Here is a 16,523-nt window from a genome sequence, read left to right as displayed (position 1 = left end):
TCAGTTCGCCAGATAAACCGCGGGGTGAGGCCGCAGGCCGAGGGGCAGCGCCCCTCGACTCCGCCCGCCGCAGGCGCAACGCAAACTTGTTTTGCGGCACCGAACCTCACAGCCCTTCCTCCTGGCTGATGTATTTGAAGAAGAAAAAGCTGAACACGAGCAGCGTGGCAAAGATCACGACGGCTACGGCCGCGCCCGCCCCGATGTTCGAGATGGCGAATGCCTGCTCGTACACGTTCACCGTCAGCGTCCGCGTGCCGGCATTGCCGCCCGTCAGCAGGAAGATGTCGTCGAACTTGTTGAACGTCCAGATAAAGCGCAACAGGAACAGGACCGACAGGATGCCCAGCAGCATCGGCAGCGATAGGTACCAGAACTTCTGGAAAGGCGACGCGCCGTCCATGTCGGCGGCCTCGTACATATCCGTGTCGATGGACTGCATCCGCGCCAGAATGAACAGGAAGGACAGCGGGAAATAGCGCCAGATCTCGAAGACCGTGACCATGATCAGGGCGAGGGGGCGCTGTCCGAAGAAATTGATCGGACTTTCGACCACACCCATCTGGATCAAAAGCGCGTTCAAGGACCCCGAAAACGGATCCAGCAACGTCACCCAGGTAAAGGCCACTGCGATGATGGGCGACACGTAAGGAAACAAATACAGCCCCCGCAGCACGCCCTTGCCACGGAACGACTTGTTCAGCAGCATGGCCGCAAAAAGGCCGACAACCAGAGCGCCAATGGTGCCAAAGACGGTGTAGAAGGTGGTGGCCCACAGCACGGACCAGAACTCGTCCCCGTCGAAAATGCGAGCAAAGTTGTCCAGCGTGAATTCTGTATTGGTCAGTATGTTGTCGCCGGTGCCATAGCCAGTTGGCTCTGTCCCCTCGACCATCTCCTCCAGCGCATCGGGGTCACCGACCAGTGTGACGGGAATGCGAATGCGTTCGTTGAACCCGCCCTCCACATCACCGAAGTCACAACGCAGCGCGCTTCCATCCACAGAACAGGGCTCGGGCAAAACACCCAACGTCACGCCGTCATGCAGCGTATCGGTGAACCCCAGCCCGACGATCTCCTTCTGCTGGGACGAATTGCGGACCCGGTACTCGATGACCATCTCGCCCGACCGCTCGCGCAGGCTCTCGCGGATCACAGGCGCCACGGGGCGCAGGTCGGCCAGGCCCACGGGCTTGAAGCTGATCCAGAAGATTGCCAGCAGCGGCAGGATGATCACCAGGCTCACGATTGTGATCGTGGGCAGCAGCAGCGACCAGGCCAGCCGCGCCTCGCGGCGCTCAAGCGCGCCGCGGGTGGTCGGTGGGGTAGGGACCGTCATGGCATGTCTCGAAATTGCGGGAGAAGAGAGAGGGCGGGCGCAGCCGCCCCCTCGATGGCCGCGCGGGTCTTAGTTGATCGCCGACAATTCGCTGTTCATCGCAGCAACAGCACCCGCAGCATCCACCTCACCGTCGATGTACTGGCGCACGATGCGGTTGATCGCCTGGCTGTTGATCATCTTCGACGCCAGCGCGAGCTGCCCCTCGGCCACACCCCAACGCTGCGCGACCTTCAAACCACCGACGATCTCGTCCAGCATATCGGCCGCGTACAGATCCTTCATCGGTGCCTTGCGGTCCACACCCACCGGGATCTCCGACCACGCTGCTGAAAACTTGCCGGGCTCATCCGCTGTACCGGTGCGGACCGGGAACTTGCCCTCGGCGGCAATGGACAGCGTCTGCATGTAGCCGTCATTCATCGAAAATTCGACAAAGGCCTGCGCCACCTCGGTGTCCGCATCCGACGTGATCCCGAAATAGCGCACATCGCCCCAGGCCGCCCCATCCGGGTTCGATGGACCGGCAAAGTTGGTCACGATGCCCGTCTTTGCGGCCAATTCCTTGGTGGTTGGATCGTCGTTGATCGTGGGCGCGGCGCTGTCGCGCAGTCCTGCCAACTCGTCCAGAATGAAGGGCGACCAGATGATCATGGCCGCATCGCCTGCAAAGTAAATCTCGCGCGATTGCTTCCAGTAAAGCTCACCCGGGGGCGAGGCTTCGGCGATCGCCTTGTAGAAATCCAGCACTTCGGTCGTGGCCGCCACATCCAGTTCCTGGAATCCGCCGTCGCCCACGGGGCTCACGCCATTGGCCAGGAACACATGCTCCAGCACCTGTGACATGAAATTTTCGTCCACCTTGGTGGCGGCGACAAATCCGTACATCTCCGGCGGGTTGTGCAGGGCCTCCAGCGCGGCCTCAACATTCGCGAATGTGTTGGGCGGCTCCAGCCCCTTCTCTTCGAACAGATCAGCCCGATAGACGACCATCTGCGTCCAGCCGTCCACCGGCACGGATGCGATGTCGCCATCATAGTCCGCCATCGCCAAAGGTCCGGCGGCAAAGGTGTCACGACCCAGGGCATCAACCACCTCTGTCGCGGCTTCGGTGTCGAGGATCCCCGCCTCCGCCCATGGCAGAGCATACTGAAGCGAATGGTAGATCACGTCGGGCAGGTCACCGGCCGCAAAGGCGGCTGTGGTGCGCGTGCCCAGATCCGTCTCGGACACGGGGATCACTTCGACCGCGTTGCCCGTGGCCTTCTCGAATTGTGCGGCCATCTCCTGCTGCTTGGCAAGGCGTTCGGGCTGCTCTTCGGTCGTCCAGAAGCGGATGTCATCCGCCATCGCGGCACTTGCGCCCAGCACCAGGGCCATCGCCGTGCCGGTCATCAGACCTTTGGTTGCATACATGTGGTGTCCTCCCATGAAACGTCTTTTGATCCGGTCGCCTGCGCAGCAATCCGAACGGAACCTGCCATAAATGGTCGCAGATTAGTGCAACGATGCAACAAAAAATTTCGCTGCGCTGCTTTCAACAAAAACCTTGAAAAATCATATTTTTGCCGCGCTGCAGAAATAGTGGGTGGTCTAAAATTGCAACGATGCAACCTGATTCGTGGTTGATTGAGCGCGCCGGTGCTGCTCAGATATTTTGACAACTCCACCTTTCCAGCACACAGGCAGGCCATGGCCGACCCGACCCGCAAACCACCGACGCTCAAGACAATTGCCGAGATCACGGGGCTCAGCCTGTCTACCGTGTCGCTGTCCCTACGCGACGGGTCGCGCCTGAAGAAGGAAACGCGGGACAAGATCGCGCGTGCCGCGGCAGAGGTCGGCTATGTGCCCAATCGCGCCGGCGTACGTCTGCGCACGGGGCAGACCAACGTACTGACGCTTGTCCTGTCGCCTGCCAAGAACACCATCGACTACACCCGCCAGATGATCGAAGGGATCGGCGCGCATCTGTCGGGCACCAAGTACCACCTGAATGTCATCCCCGATCTACAAGGGGCCACGCCAGAGGAGTCGGTGCGCTACGTTCTGCAAAACCGCACATCGGACGGGATCATCCTGACCCACACCAGCGCCCGCGACCCTAGGGTGCAAATGCTGATCGACGCCGACTTTCCCTTTGTCTCCCATGGGCGGACAGAGTTTTATGCTGCCCATGCCTTCCATGATTTCCATGCCGAACGCTATGTGGAGATGGCGGTCGAGCGGCTGATCGACCGGGGCCGTACGCGGCTGGTGCTGGTGGCCGAGGATGACGCGACCACCAACTTTACCAAGATCACGGGGGGCTTTCATCGCGCCCTTGCGCAACGCGGCATGACGGGCGAGGTGGCGACAGAAACCGGCATCTTGATTTCAACCGACACGGCCCGCGCCTTTGGTCAGACGCTGGCGCAGCGCGGCGACCCGTTCGATGCGATCATCAGCAACAACGAATTGGCAACGCTGGCCCTGATGGGCGGCATGGCGGACAAAGGGCAGGTCTTGGGCCGCGACTACGACCTGATCTGCCGGCAGACGACGGACATCTTGCCAACGCTTTATCCGCAGATCGACACCGTGGCCGAGGATCTGGTGGCGACGGGCAGAGAACTGGCCCGCCTTCTCATTGACCGCGTCTCGGGCGTGCCAGCGGACGAGTTGCAAACCCTGCATGAGCCCGAACCGCTCTGGCGCAGCGGTTAAGCCGCGCCGAGTATCAGGTCCGACGCCTTTTCGCCAATCATGATGGCGGGCGCATTGGTGTTGCCGCTCACGATCTCCGGCATGATCGAACAATCGGCCACGCGCAGGCCGGTGATGCCGTGCACCCGCAATTGTTCGTCCACCACCGCGCCCTTGTCGGATCCCATTTTGCAGGTGCCCGTCGGGTGGTAGATCGACGCCGTATTGTTTCTCGCCCAGTCCAGCGTCGCGTCGTAATCGTCCATGGGCAGATCCGCATGGGGCCGGTACTCTTCCGAGATTTTCGAGGTCAGCGGCGCATGCCGCGCGATCCGGCGGGCGATATTCACCCCTTCGACGACCGTGCGGCAGTCGGTTTCGGTGCTCAGGTAGTTCGGAATGATCTTTGGGTAAGTCTTTCCGTCCTTGCTGACGAGGCGGATCTCCCCCTTTGATTCGGGGCGCAGCTGGCAAACAGACATGGTGAAGGCCGAAAATGGGTCAGCACCCTTGCCGGGATTTTCTGCCGAAAGGGGCTGGACATGGAACTGGATGTCCGGCGTTTCCAGGTCGTCGCGGGTCTTCATGAACCCGGTGGCAAGGCTCGCCGCCATGGTCATCGGACCGGCCCGGAACATCAGGTATTTGAGGCCAATCTTGGCCTGACCAAACAGGCTCGACACCTCGTCATTCAGGGTGGGTTCGTTGCACTTGTAAACCAGCCGCGCCTGCAGGTGATCCTGCAGGTTCTTGCCCACGCCGGGCAGGTCGGCGACCACGTCGATCCCGTGCTCGTGCAGCTGCGCCGCCTCTCCGATCCCCGACAGCATCAGCAGCTGCGGCGAATTAATGGAACCGCCCGACAGGATTACCTCCTTGCGGGCTTTCACGACCTGCCAATTGCCGCCCCGGTCGCGATAGGACACGCCGGTCACACGGGTGCCATCCAGCTCGATCCTCTCGACCTGGGCGTGGGTTACGATATCCAGATTGTCGCGATTGCGGGCCGGGTTCAGGAAGGCGACAGCAGACGAACAGCGCCGCCCGTTGCGGGCAGTTAATTGAAAGAAACCAACACCTTCCTGATCCGCGCCGTTGTAATCGGGGTTGAACTTATAGCCTGCTGCCTGTGCCGCTGCGACCCACGCATCGGTGATGGGACGCTGGATGCGCATGTTGGACACCGACAGGTTGCCCTGGTCCCCGTGATACGGATCGGCGCCGCGCTCGTTCCGCTCGGACCGCTTGAACAGGGGCAGCACATCATCCCACGCCCAGCCGCGATTGCCCATCTGCGCCCAGCGGTCATAATCCTGCGGCTGGCCCCGGACATAAAGCAACCCGTTCAGCGACGACGACCCGCCCAGCACCTTGCCGCGCGGCCACTCGATGGACCGCCCGTTCAATCCCGGATCAGGCTCGGTCTTGTAGCACCAATCGACATTCGGATTGTGGATCGTCTTGAAGTAACCGACCGGGATATGGATCCACGGATTCCAGTCGCGCCCGCCCGCCTCGAGCAGCACAACCTTGTTCTTCGGGTCCGCGCTCAGACGATTTGCGATCACGCAGCCAGCGCTTCCAGCACCCACGATGACATAATCGGCTTCCAAAACGACCCCTCCCGAACTTAAAGTCAAAAAAAGACTAGGCAGATTGTCGAAGCTGCGCTAGCCTTTTCTGAGATAAAACGTCTCAATAATGCGTATCAGGGAGGATTGCATGAAACTTGAGAAAAACCTCGCGGGCATTTCGCGCCGCGATCTATTCCGTGTGGCTGGTCGGTATGGCCTTAGCTCGACGCTGCTTGCAGCGGGTAGCTTTGGTGGTGCGATGAGCCTTGCCAACTTGGCGGCAGCCGCGGAATCATCCTACGAGAAGCGGTTCGCGAAAGAGCCGAAGCACGTGCTGAAATTCGGCGCTGCCGGCTTCAACCAGCAGAACCTGCTGATCGAGCGCGCAGGCTGCCTCGAGTTCGCCCGCGACCTCGAAGAACGGACAGACGGCGAAATCCGCATCGAATTCATTGGCAACAACCAGATCTGTGGTCAGCTGTCCTGCGTTGAAAAGGCGCAACAGGGCATCGTCGATATCTACGCCGCCTCGACCCAGAACTCCGCCGGTGGCGCGCCCTATCTGAACGTGCTGGACTACGCCTACATGTTCCGCAGCCGGGCCGACCAATATTACTTCATGTACAGCCCCGACAGCCAGCGCATCCTGCGCGACCCGTTCGAAAAGCGCCACGGGTTGAAGTTCCTTTTCACCCACGCCGAACTGCGCGGCATCCAGTTGGGTCTGTCGTGGGAAGACAAGCCCACGGTCACATCCATCGACCAGCTTGCAGGCACCAAGAACCGCGTGACCGGCACACAGCTGGGCCGCATCGCGATGAACGCCCTGAACCTGAACCCCGTTCCGGTCGCTTGGGAAGAAACGCTTGATGGTCTCAAGCAGGGCCTGATCGACGGCGCCGAAACATGGGCCTCGGCCGTGGCCTACGCCAACATGTCGCCCGTGGTCAGCCAATGTGTGGACCTCAAGTTCTTCTGCGGGACAGAACACACGGCGATGAACGCACAAAGCTTCGACAATCTGGGCGGCGAACTGCAAGACGCCGTGATGGAATCGTCCTACCTGACACAGGTCCACGTGCAGGCCGCGAACGAGGCGGCACTGGTCAACACGGTCGGCTTCAGCCACCCGCACCAGGGCCCCGACACCATCTTTGCCCAGAACAACGTGCGCGTCGCGGCCCTGTCCGACGCCGAGTTGAAAAAGGCTGAAGAGATGTGCTCGCCCGAATTCCAGCCGCAACTGTGGGAGCAGTGGCGCGAGCGGATCAACGGTTGGGCAGGTGGCATCGACACCTACCAGGACATCTATGACGGCGTGCGCCAGAACCCGCACACCCTGGCCGAAAACGTCGAACCCCGCCGCTGGTGGCGCGGCTGATCCGGAAACGGATTTCTCGCAAAATCAATCGCTTGGGCGCATGCCGCCCAAGCATCAATCCATGCCGGATTACTCTGGCGTGGATTTCCGTGTCCTGACACGACAAGATGTCGGAACGGTTTTGATCGGCACGAGGGAGGTGCATCATGGAGTTGATCGCGGGCATGGGAGAGATCATCTCCGCCCTAATGACAGGCGACTCGTTCGAATTGCAAACCGCCCTGCGCGGCAATGCCGGAATGTGGCCGCTGGGCTTTATCGTGACATTGGTGGGCGGCGTGTTGGTGACATTGCTCTACCGCGCAGTGCCCGTCATCGAACGCAATCTGGAACCTGCCGTGATGGTCGTGGCCTACCTCGCCATCGGCTACATCATCTTCGCCGGTGTCATCCAGCGCTTCTACCTCAGCGGCCAGCCTGCCTGGTCGACGACATTGCCGCCTTTCCTGTTCCTGATCATGACCTGGGTCGGCTGCAGCTATAACGTCAAGCTGCGCACGCACCTCGCCTTTGCCGAGTTCCGCCGCGGATCACCGCGCGCCGTCCAGTTCGGACTTCTGATCCTCGACGCGGTCCTGTGGTTCTGCTTTGCCTGGATCGTGGTGGTCACAACATCGCAGGAAACTGTCCGCGCCGCGGCCAACTTCGCCATCATGCTTGGCACCGACAACGTCATGCAGTGGTGGTTCCTGGGCACGGTGCCCATCGCCTTTATCCTGCTCACTGCGCGCGTCTTCGAAAACCTCGTCGCCGACATCAACAAGTACCGCAACGGCAATGAGATGATCGAAGCCGCCGTGATCGGAGGTGACGTATGAGCGATCCAACCCTCATCACGCTGATTTCCATCGGCGTCACGCTGTTCTTCATGATGGGCGTGCCGGTGTTCCTCGTCATCGCCTACTGGGTGATCGGCATGTCCTACGTGCTGGACCTGCAACTTCTGAACATGGGCGCGGCCCTGCAGGACGTGTTCACCGACGGCTTTGCGCTTCTGGCCATGCCGCTCTTTATCCTGACGGGGGACTTGATCAACCGCTCGGGCATCGCGCGGCGGCTGTCTGACTTTGCCTATGCCTGCCTGGGCTGGATCCGTGGCGGCCTGGCCATGGCCAGCTTGGGTGCCTGCGGCCTTTTCGCCGCCATCTCGGGCTCCAACTCGGCCACCACAGCGACCATCGGGTCGATGCTGCACCCCGAAATGGTCAAGGGCGGTTATGACGAACGCTTCTCGGCGGCCACGGCGGCTGCGGGTGGTACGGTCGGGATCATCATCCCGCCGTCGATCATCTTCATCGTCTACGGCTTCCTGATGAACCTGCCGATCTCCGAGCTGTTTGTGGCGGGTATCATTCCCGGCGCGCTGATGGTTCTGGGCATGATGCTGGCCTGTTTCATCATCTGCTGGCGCAACGGCTGGGGCTATCTGATTGCCCTGTCCCCGCTGCGGGTGTTCAAAACCGGTCTTGGCGCGTGGCTTGGCTTCTTTGCCATCGGTCTGGTGCTTTGGGGCATTTACACGGGCAAGTTCTCACCCACAGAAGCGGCGGGTGTGACAGTGGGCTTCGGCATCATTGCGGGCCTTGGCAGCTGGGTGATTTCGAAAACGCTTAGGATGGACCAGAACAAGGATTGGTCGGAAAAATCGACCATCTCCATGTTGGTGGTCGAAGGGTTCACAATTCCGCAGATCCCCGGCATCGTCATGCGCTCGGCTCAGATCACAGGCATTCTTGCCCCGCTCATCGCCATCTCGGTGGTGATGCAGCAGATCCTGTCCCTCTTGGGCGCGCAAGAGGTGATCGGCAACTTCGTGACGTCGATGGGCGGGTTCTACCCGATCCTGTTCACCGCCATGGCCATCGTGTTCATCTTCGGCATGGTGCTGGAATCGCTGCCCGTGACGATCATCCTCGCCCCGATCCTGGCGCCCATCGCGGCCAATATCGGTGTCGATCCGGTCCATTTCGCCGTGATCTTCCTCGTCGGGGCGTCCATCGGCTTCATCACGCCGCCTTATGGCCTCAACCTCTACGTTGCGTCAGGCGTGACAGGCGTTCCCTACTTCAAGCTGTTGCGCTATACGGTCCCTTATCTGTTTGCCCTGATTTCAGTGTGGATCCTGGTGTCGCTGGTCCCCGACCTCGCCCTGATCCTGCTGCCGGAAAGATAAGCCATAAGACCGATGCCTGACGATCACCGCTCCCGCAAGGACACCCAAATCCCCACCAATCTGCGCCTGCTGATGGTGATGGAAGAGGTTGCCAAGCGTGGGGTGGCCGTCAAGCCGACAGACCTGATCGACGCATTGGGTCTGCCGAAACCAACCGTGCACCGGCTGTTGCAAACGGCCGAGGCCGAAGGCTTCCTGCAACGCGACCTCGACGGTCGCAGCTACGGCCCCGGGCCCCGCTTGCGGGCCCTGGCCATCAGCACCGTGTCGTCGGAACACCTGCGCACCGCGCGCCTCACCATCCTGCGCAGCGTGGCCGAAGAAGTGGGCGAGACCTGCAACCTGGCGACGGCAGATCGCGAGGGGATGACCTATCTTGACCGCGTCGAAACCCAGTGGCCGCTTCGCATCCAACTGCCCATCGGCAGCCAGGTGCCGTTCCACTGCACCGCCTCGGGCAAGATGTACCTGTCGACCCTGCGCCCCCACATCCTGCGCACGGTCCTGACCGCCCGCCCGCTTGAGGCCTATACCGAAGGCACACTGACGGATCTCGACCGCATCAAGGCCGAGTTGGAAACCACCCGCCTGCGCGGCTATTCCACGGATAACGAGGAATTCATGCCGGGCATGGCCGCCGTCGCGGTGCCCATCTGGGACGGGCAGGGCAAGCTGCTGGCCACCCTCTCTGCCCACGCCCCCATCCAGCGCCGCAGCCTCGTGGACCTGATCGACTTCCTTCCGGCCCTCCGCCGCGGGTCCGAAGAGCTGACGAAGCTCCATACCTCGTAGGGTACGAGCCCCCTAAAGCCCGTGAAACTGGTGCTTCTCCAACAGCGCCACCAACATATCCCGCGCCGCCTGCCGGTGCGCGTGGTGTGTGTCATGCGCCGTCTGCGCATCCCCCCGCGCGATGGCCTGATACACCACCCGGTGATCTTCATTCGACTGCTTTGGCTTTGGGCGCATAAACAGCGTCGTCGCCCGCGCCCGGCGCACCTGATCGCGCATCACGGACACCACCATGCTCAACCGCGCATTGCGCCCCAGCCGCACCAACTCGCGGTGAAACCGATCGTCCGCCTCCGCCCACGCGCGCAGATCATCCCGTGCAAGTGCCCCATCCATATCCCGAATGGCCGTCGCCAGATTGGCCAGATCCGCCTTGGAATACTGCGCCTCCGCCGCGCGCGCGGCCGCCAGGCTCTCCAACTCCGTCAGGATGTCATAAATCTCCGCCATATCCGCCGCCGACACCGGTGTTATGCGAATGCCCCGCCGCGGGCGCATCTCGACCAGCCCCTGCGCCTGCAACATCAACGCCGCCTCGCGCACCGGCGTGCGGGACATGCCCAGCTTTTCGGCCAACTCCGTCTCCAAATGATCGGACCCGGGCGGCAACTCCCCGGCAAAGATCATCTGGCGCAGCGCCGACACCGCCCGTTCCACATTGCTCATGGCCCCCATCACGCCCCCTCCAGCACGATCTTGCGCCCGTCCTGAGCCGAGGCATAGATCGCATCCTTCACCGCAATGACCCGCAAGTAATCGCGCGCCGCGTTCTCCAGCGCCGTGCCATCGACCATGGCGCGGATGACATGGGTTTGCAGCGCATGCACGCAGTCCCCGCCAAACCCGTCCCACGTGTCCGGCCCCAGCACAGTCTCAAGCGCATCAGACCCAAACCCCCGCCGTGTCACCGACCCATCGCCGTGCAACGCAAGAATACCGCGAGTCCCCTCGATCAACGCCTCACCCATCGTCCGGCGCAGATTGTCCGCCACATGATCCAGATGCCTGTTCCCGTCAAACAGCGCTCGCACCGGCCCGTGGTCAAAGATCACATGCCCCGCATCCTCACCCGCAATCGCCGGATTGATGCGGCGCAGATCGGCATAGACGGCGGACGCCGGGCCAAACAAATATGCAAATGTATCCACCCAATGCACCGCCGTCTCATGCACCAGAAACCGGGGCATCGCCTGAAAATACGGCTGGCGGTCCAAGTAAGCCTCCGGCCCCTGACCATCCCCGGGGCGCAACCGAAAGGTCGCGTTCAACACATCGCCAATCGCCCCGGCCGCCAACTGCGCCTTGATCGCACGATACCACGGCTGAAACCGAAAATTCTCATGCACAACCAACTGCGCATGGGCGGCCTTCGCCTCCGCGACAATCCCGCGCGCCTCCTCCAGGTCCATGCAAAACGGCTTCTGACAGATGATCCACTTCACCCCTGCCGTCAGCGCCGCCCGGATGGTGGCCGCATGGGCGGGCGGAGGCAGGATGATGTCCAGCAGATCCGGCGCAGCTTCGGTCAGCATCGTGCCCAGATCATCAAAGGCGGGCGCGCCCGTGGCCTGCGCCTTGGCAATATCCAGATCACAGGCCCCGACGACCTCAACGCCGTCCATCCGCGCCCAACTGCCATAGTGAAACTGGCTGAAATACCCCGCCCCGACGCAGGCGACCCGTATCATGCCAGCGCCCCCTGAATGGCCGCTACGACCTGTGCGGTATCCGCCGTCCCACCCAGATCGCGGGTCAGCACACGACCCTCGGACACCACCGCATCCACCGCATCGCGCAGCCGCTTTGCATCTGCGGCCATGGCTTGCACATCATGCCGCCCCGCCAACCATTCCAGCATCATCGCACCCGACAGGATCATCGCCATGGGGTTCGCCACCCCTTGGCCTGCAATGTCCGGAGCCGACCCGTGACATGGCTGAAACACGGCATGGTCCGTGCCAATGTCAGCCGAAGGCGCCAAACCAAGCCCCCCCATCAAACCAGCCCCCAGATCGGACAAGATGTCGCCAAACATGTTCTCGGTCACCATGACGTCGAACGACCAGGGTCGCTCCACCATCCACAGCGCCGTCGCGTCGACATAGGCATGATCGGCCTCGATCTCCGGGTGCTTCGCGGCTTCCGCATCAAACATCTCGCGGAAGAACGCAAAGGCGCGGAACACATTGGCCTTGTCCACGCATGTCACCTTGCCCGACCCCTGACCGGACGCCTTTCGGGCGTGGGCCATGTCAAAGGCAAAGCGAAACAGCGGCTCCGAAATCTCGCGCGTGATGCGCAGCGTCTCGCGCGCCTCATCCGCTTCAACCTCACCGCAGCCTTGGGTGTAAAACAGCCCCTCCGTGCTCTCCCGGATCAGCACGAAATCCACCGGCTTGTCGGTGGCTAAGGGTGTCGGCTGTCCGGGCCGGATCGTCACCGGGCGCACCCCCGCAAACAGGGTCAGCGCCTTGCGCAGCTCGATCTGCGGCGCAATCTCGGTCCCATCCTCATAGCGAATACTCGGCAATCCCATAGCTGACAGCAGGATCGCATCCGCCGCCCGCGCCCCGTCCATTGACGCAGCAGGCAGGCTCTCACCGGTCTTTGCATAATGCGCAGCCCCCGCAGGCAGGTGAGTCCACCCCAAGTCATACCCAGACCCCGCCGCCATCCGCGCCAACAACTCCACAGTCGGTGCCATGATCTCCGGCCCGATCCCATCCCCTTCGAAAACAGCGATATCAAAGATCTTGGTCATGGCACGGGTCCCTTTCGGCATAGGCTGGTGAAAAGCGACTCGCTTCTCGTATGCACTTGTGTATACATTAACGCATGACTTATCAAATACTCTTCCGCATCCGCTGCGAAGGATCAGAACAAGGACCACCCCATGCCCTACGCCGTCACCGTGATCTTCGACCTTAAACCGGGCACGCAGGACGCGTTCATGCCGCTGATCCTCAACAACGCCCGCTGTTCAGTGCGCGATGAACCCGGCTGCCAGCAATTCGATGTCTGCACTGATCCCGCGCAGCCCGACACCGTGTTCCTTTACGAACTCTACGATGACCTCGCCGCGTTCGAGGCGCACCAACAGATGCCCCACTACCTCGAAACAGGCCCCAAGATCGGCCATATGATCGCAAACAAGACCCTGAAAACATTCGAAAAGGTCGAAAGATGACCTACGAGGTCTATGCCATCAAATACGCCGAACAGACGGCGCGCGTGCGTGGCGACAACTACATGTTCGACGACAATCACGACGCACCCGATCCCATCGACTTCTACATGTGGCTGATCCGGGGCGAGGGCCGCGTGATCCTCGTGGACACCGGCTTTGACGCCGCCGAAGGGCAGGCGCGGGGGCGGCCCATTCGCCTCGATCCAGGCGAGGCACTGAAGCCGTTTGGCCTGCAACCCGAGGACGTGACCGAGATCATCGTCACCCACCTGCACTTCGACCACGCGGGCGGTCTGCATCTCTTTCCCAACGCACAACTGCATCTGCAAACGGCCGAGATGGCCTATGCCACCGGCCCCTGCATGTGCCACGACGCGCTGCGCTTTCCCTTTACTGTGGGCCACGTGGTCGAGGCGGTGCAGCGGCTCTACTCCGGCAAGATCACCTTTCATGACGGCGACAGCGAGATTGCCGACGGCATCACTGTCCACCGCATCGGCGGGCATACAAAGGGAATGCAGGCCGTACGCATCCGTACGCAAGCCGGATGGCTCGTTCTCGCCTCCGATGCCGCGCATTTCTATGGCAATTTTCTACACGGCGTCCCATTTCCCATCGTGGTGGACATGCAGGACATGCTCGACGGCTTCGCCACCATTCAGGCGCTCGCCAGCGCGCCGAAACTGGTGGTGCCCGGGCATGATCCGCTGGTGCGTGCGCATTTCCCCGCGGGGACGGCCGAGCATGTCACGCGGCTGGACGTGGGGCCATTGACCGACCCAACGCTGTAACAAAACCGCTCGGAAAACGGGCGAAACCGCGCGAATTGCGCGGCGGAACGGCGCGCTGTCTCACGTGATCGAGAGAAGTGCGTCGCAAAGTTGTTGCGCGTCTTTGGCATCCCTACCTCTGGGCCACACGAGGTTCCACATGAAAGGGAGCGTCAAGATGTCAGCCACCAATGGCCGGGCCAAACGTCACGAAAAGTCCATCAACCTCGCCCTGCAGGGCGGTGGATCGCACGGGGCGTTCACCTGGGGCGTCCTCGACCGCATGTTCGAGGAGGACCGGCTGTGGATCGAAGCGATCAGCGGCACCTCTGCCGGCGCCATGAACGCCGTGGTCGCGACCCAAGGTATGTACGATGCAGGCGCCGCAGGCGCGCGGCAGGCGCTTGAGGATTTCTGGCGCGCCGTCAGCGTGGCGGGGCAGGGCAGCCCAATCAAACGCACTCCGCTTGACATGATGCTGGGGTCCTGGTCGCTTGATGCCTCGCCCGGCTATGTGATGATGGACATGATGAGCCGGATGGCGTCGCCCTATGATCTGAACCCGCTTGGCCTGAACCCGCTGCGGGACGTGGTCGAGGAATTCATTGATTTCGACAAAGTCGCCAAATGCGATGACATGGGCCTCTATATCTCGGCCACGAATGTCGAGACGGGGCGCGCGCGGGTCTTTCACAGGAACGAGGTGACGCTTGATGTGGTGATGGCCTCGGCCTGCCTGCCTAATATGTTCAAGGCCGTCGAGATCGACGGGGTGCCCTATTGGGATGGCGGATATATGGGCAATCCCGTGCTCTTTCCCTTTATCGACCACTCGCCGTCCTCGGACATCGTGATCGTGCAGATCAACCCGCTCAAACGTCCCGGCACGCCGCGCCGCGCGCGGGACATCCAGAACCGCGTGAACGAGATCACGTTCAACGCATCGCTTCTGCGGGACCTGCGGACCATCGACCTGATCCATCGGTTGATCGACGAGGGGGCGCTGTCGGACCAGGAATACCGCGTGATGAACATGCACATGATCGACGGCTGCGACGACATGCTGGCGCTGGATGCGTCATCCAAGCTGAACTCGGAATGGGCGTTTCTGATCCATTTACGCGATCTGGGGCGAGACTATGCGGATCGCTGGTTGGGCGCCAATTTTGACAAGATCGAGGTCGAGAGCACGCTGGATCTGCGCGACCTGTTTGATGATTTTGGCGCGCCGCACGGGGCCAATGTGGTTGAGTTGAAATCGCGGCGCGGGTGATCTGTCCCCGCGGGGACAAACAGGTGAAATCGCTCGGCTTCAATGGGTTAGAGGTCGCGTTAACCGGTTTTCAACCATGGTGGCACGCGAGGCGCGCTGCCCGATATGAGCCATTGGAGGGCCGGGTCATGGCCGTGACCGCGCAGATGACGGGGCTGGCGCCCGAGCTGGCCGAAAAGGCGCCCGAGGACCGGCGCATGGTGATCCGCAGGTCCACCATGATTGCGCTGATTGCATTTCTGACGCTGATTGATCTTTTTGGCGCGCAGGCGCTGCTGCCCACACTGGTGGAGACCTATGGCGTGTCGCCTGCTGCGATGGGATTTGCGGTCAATGCCTCGACCATCGGGATGGCGGTGGCCTCGCTGGTGGTGGCGGTTTTTGCGCGCCGGATTGACCGCAAGCGGGGCATCTGGGTCTGTCTGGCGCTGTTGAGCATTCCTACTGTGCTGTTGGCATCGACCGATGATCTGACCACCTTTACGCTGCTGCGCGTCGTACAGGGCGTGTTCATGTCCGCCGCATTCACCCTGACGCTGACCTATCTGAGCGAGGAGTGTTCGCTGACGGCAGTGGGTGGTGCGATGGCGGCCTATATCACCGGGAATGTGGCGTCGAACCTGTTCGGGCGGCTTTTGGCGTCCGAGATTGCAGGGACTGTTGGGTTGGCCGAGAGCTTTTACGGGTTTGCGGTGCTGAACCTGACCGGGGCGGTGGTCGCCTATTTCTACATTGGCGCGCGCGACACGCGGGGGGTGGTGGAGACTGCGCAGACATCCGTGATCGACGCGTGGATGGGGCATTTGCGCAATGCGCGACTGGTGGCGATGGTCGGGATCGGGTTTGTCCTGCTGTTCGTGTTCGTGGCCACCTTCACCTATGCCAATTTCGTGCTGGCGCAGGCGCCGTTTGATCTGCCGCAGGCGATGATCGGGGTGGTCTATTTCGTCTTTGCCCCTGCCATTCTGACGACCCCTTTGGCCGCCGCGTCCGTGGCGCGACACGGGGCGCGCACCAGTTTTCATGTCGCGATGGCTGTGTCCGTGCTGGGGCTGCTGTTGTTGTTGGTGCCTGTGCTGGCCGTGTTTCTGGCCGGGCTGGCGCTGGTGGGGGCGGGGTTGTTCTTTGCCCAGTCTGTGGCCACCAGCTATGTGGGTCGCACGGCGCGCAGTGATCCGGCGGCGGCCAATGGCCTGTATCTGGCGAGCTACTATCTGGGCGGCATTGCCGGTGCGTTTGTGATCGGGCAGGTGTTCGTGGCGCAGGGCTGGGCTGTGTCCGTAGTCGTGCTGGTGGTGTTGACCGGTTTGGCCTGGGCGTTGTCGCTGAAGATGGAGCGGTGACGCAAA

General features: G+C 61.8%; 15 protein-coding genes. 9 read left to right on the top strand and 6 right to left on the bottom strand.

All coding sequences use genetic code 11. The features are described 5' to 3' along the window. Positions 1-106 precede the first annotated feature (106 nt). Complete coding sequence (locus tag BWR18_RS11295; protein ID WP_076628308.1) at positions 107-1,339, bottom strand: carbohydrate ABC transporter permease; 1,233 nt, start codon at positions 1,337-1,339, stop codon at positions 107-109. A gap of 69 nt (positions 1,340-1,408) precedes the next feature. Beyond that, positions 1,409-2,755, bottom strand: coding sequence for an ABC transporter substrate-binding protein (locus BWR18_RS11290; protein ID WP_076628306.1), 1,347 nt, complete (start codon positions 2,753-2,755; stop codon positions 1,409-1,411). A 276-nt stretch (positions 2,756-3,031) separates the two neighbouring features. Here BWR18_RS11290 and BWR18_RS11285 point away from each other — a divergent pair, with 276 nt between their 5' ends. Then, positions 3,032-4,045 carry a LacI family transcriptional regulator gene (locus BWR18_RS11285; protein ID WP_076628305.1) on the top strand — a complete coding sequence of 338 codons (1,014 nt, stop codon included), beginning with the start codon at positions 3,032-3,034 and terminating at the stop codon, positions 4,043-4,045. On the opposite strand, the gene BWR18_RS11280 is transcribed toward BWR18_RS11285, so the two are convergent. Continuing rightward, positions 4,042-5,637 (bottom strand): GMC family oxidoreductase, encoded by a 1,596-nt coding sequence (locus tag BWR18_RS11280; RefSeq protein ID WP_076628303.1) that lies wholly within the window; start codon positions 5,635-5,637, stop codon positions 4,042-4,044. The genes BWR18_RS11285 and BWR18_RS11280 overlap by 4 nt on opposite strands. A 109-nt stretch (positions 5,638-5,746) precedes the next feature. On the opposite strand from BWR18_RS11280, the gene BWR18_RS11275 reads away from it, so the two are divergent. The 4 genes from BWR18_RS11275 to BWR18_RS11260 all read left to right on the top strand — a co-directional run bounded on the left by BWR18_RS11275 (position 5,747) and on the right by BWR18_RS11260 (position 9,944). Beyond that, positions 5,747-6,979, top strand: coding sequence for a TRAP transporter substrate-binding protein (locus BWR18_RS11275; RefSeq protein ID WP_076630266.1), 1,233 nt, complete (start codon positions 5,747-5,749; stop codon positions 6,977-6,979). 146 nt (positions 6,980-7,125) lie between these two features. Next, positions 7,126-7,797 carry a TRAP transporter small permease gene (locus BWR18_RS11270; protein WP_076628301.1) on the top strand — a complete coding sequence of 224 codons (672 nt, stop codon included), beginning with the start codon at positions 7,126-7,128 and terminating at the stop codon, positions 7,795-7,797. Continuing rightward, positions 7,794-9,152, top strand: a complete 1,359-nt coding sequence (locus BWR18_RS11265) for a TRAP transporter large permease (protein WP_076628300.1) — start codon at positions 7,794-7,796, stop codon at positions 9,150-9,152. Before BWR18_RS11270 ends, BWR18_RS11265 begins: the two co-directional genes overlap by 4 nt. A gap of 12 nt (positions 9,153-9,164) precedes the next feature. Further along, a complete protein-coding gene (locus BWR18_RS11260; protein WP_076628298.1) occupies positions 9,165-9,944 on the top strand; it encodes an IclR family transcriptional regulator in 780 nt (259 codons plus the stop codon). Positions 9,945-9,956: 12 nt separating this feature from the next. Here the strand turns inward: BWR18_RS11260 and BWR18_RS11255 are convergent, their stop codons facing one another. Genes BWR18_RS11255 through BWR18_RS11245 form a run of 3 tightly spaced genes read right to left on the bottom strand, consistent with a single transcriptional unit; the run spans position 9,957 to position 12,705 of the window. Next, the gene (locus BWR18_RS11255; protein WP_076628296.1) at positions 9,957-10,619 is read right to left on the bottom strand and encodes a GntR family transcriptional regulator; all 663 of its coding nucleotides are present in this window, start codon (positions 10,617-10,619) and stop codon (positions 9,957-9,959) included. After that, positions 10,619-11,632, bottom strand: coding sequence for a Gfo/Idh/MocA family protein (locus BWR18_RS11250; protein ID WP_076628294.1), 1,014 nt, complete (start codon positions 11,630-11,632; stop codon positions 10,619-10,621). The genes BWR18_RS11255 and BWR18_RS11250 overlap by 1 nt, the downstream gene beginning before the upstream one ends. Then, entirely contained in the window at positions 11,629-12,705 is a 1,077-nt protein-coding gene (locus BWR18_RS11245) for an isocitrate/isopropylmalate dehydrogenase family protein (protein ID WP_076628293.1), read from the bottom strand. The genes BWR18_RS11250 and BWR18_RS11245 overlap by 4 nt, the downstream gene beginning before the upstream one ends. A 132-nt stretch (positions 12,706-12,837) precedes the next feature. On the opposite strand from BWR18_RS11245, the gene BWR18_RS11240 reads away from it, so the two are divergent. The 4 genes from BWR18_RS11240 (at position 12,838) to BWR18_RS11225 (ending at position 16,517) form a co-directional block, all read left to right on the top strand. Beyond that, positions 12,838-13,131, top strand: a complete 294-nt coding sequence (locus BWR18_RS11240) for a putative quinol monooxygenase (RefSeq protein ID WP_076628291.1) — start codon at positions 12,838-12,840, stop codon at positions 13,129-13,131. After that, positions 13,128-13,922 carry an N-acyl homoserine lactonase family protein gene (locus BWR18_RS11235; protein ID WP_076628289.1) on the top strand — a complete coding sequence of 265 codons (795 nt, stop codon included), beginning with the start codon at positions 13,128-13,130 and terminating at the stop codon, positions 13,920-13,922. Before BWR18_RS11240 ends, BWR18_RS11235 begins: the two co-directional genes overlap by 4 nt. Before the next feature lie 157 nt (positions 13,923-14,079). Continuing rightward, entirely contained in the window at positions 14,080-15,174 is a 1,095-nt protein-coding gene (locus BWR18_RS11230; RefSeq protein WP_076630265.1) for a patatin-like phospholipase family protein, read from the top strand. 128 nt (positions 15,175-15,302) lie between these two features. Continuing rightward, complete coding sequence (locus tag BWR18_RS11225; protein WP_076628287.1) at positions 15,303-16,517, top strand: MFS transporter; 1,215 nt, start codon at positions 15,303-15,305, stop codon at positions 16,515-16,517. The last annotated feature ends 6 nt before the right edge of the window (positions 16,518-16,523 follow it).

The organism is Tateyamaria omphalii (assembly GCF_001969365.1).
GTDB lineage: Bacteria > Pseudomonadota > Alphaproteobacteria > Rhodobacterales > Rhodobacteraceae > Tateyamaria > Tateyamaria omphalii_A.
Note: the sequence above shows the minus strand (reverse complement) of the source record. Positions and strands in the feature narration are given on the sequence as shown.

Coding starts and splice junctions, on each gene's coding strand:
- BWR18_RS11260 (WP_076628298.1), top strand. CDS start 9,165: ATGCCTGACGATCACCGCTCCCGCAAGGACACCCAAATCCCCACCAAT.
- BWR18_RS11245 (WP_076628293.1), bottom strand. CDS start 12,705: ATGACCAAGATCTTTGATATCGCTGTTTTCGAAGGGGATGGGATCGGG.
- BWR18_RS11285 (WP_076628305.1), top strand. CDS start 3,032: ATGGCCGACCCGACCCGCAAACCACCGACGCTCAAGACAATTGCCGAG.
- BWR18_RS11230 (WP_076630265.1), top strand. CDS start 14,080: ATGTCAGCCACCAATGGCCGGGCCAAACGTCACGAAAAGTCCATCAAC.
- BWR18_RS11270 (WP_076628301.1), top strand. CDS start 7,126: ATGGAGTTGATCGCGGGCATGGGAGAGATCATCTCCGCCCTAATGACA.
- BWR18_RS11295 (WP_076628308.1), bottom strand. CDS start 1,339: ATGACGGTCCCTACCCCACCGACCACCCGCGGCGCGCTTGAGCGCCGC.
- BWR18_RS11265 (WP_076628300.1), top strand. CDS start 7,794: ATGAGCGATCCAACCCTCATCACGCTGATTTCCATCGGCGTCACGCTG.
- BWR18_RS11250 (WP_076628294.1), bottom strand. CDS start 11,632: ATGATACGGGTCGCCTGCGTCGGGGCGGGGTATTTCAGCCAGTTTCAC.
- BWR18_RS11275 (WP_076630266.1), top strand. CDS start 5,747: ATGAAACTTGAGAAAAACCTCGCGGGCATTTCGCGCCGCGATCTATTC.
- BWR18_RS11235 (WP_076628289.1), top strand. CDS start 13,128: ATGACCTACGAGGTCTATGCCATCAAATACGCCGAACAGACGGCGCGC.
- BWR18_RS11225 (WP_076628287.1), top strand. CDS start 15,303: ATGGCCGTGACCGCGCAGATGACGGGGCTGGCGCCCGAGCTGGCCGAA.
- BWR18_RS11255 (WP_076628296.1), bottom strand. CDS start 10,619: ATGGGGGCCATGAGCAATGTGGAACGGGCGGTGTCGGCGCTGCGCCAG.
- BWR18_RS11290 (WP_076628306.1), bottom strand. CDS start 2,755: ATGTATGCAACCAAAGGTCTGATGACCGGCACGGCGATGGCCCTGGTG.
- BWR18_RS11240 (WP_076628291.1), top strand. CDS start 12,838: ATGCCCTACGCCGTCACCGTGATCTTCGACCTTAAACCGGGCACGCAG.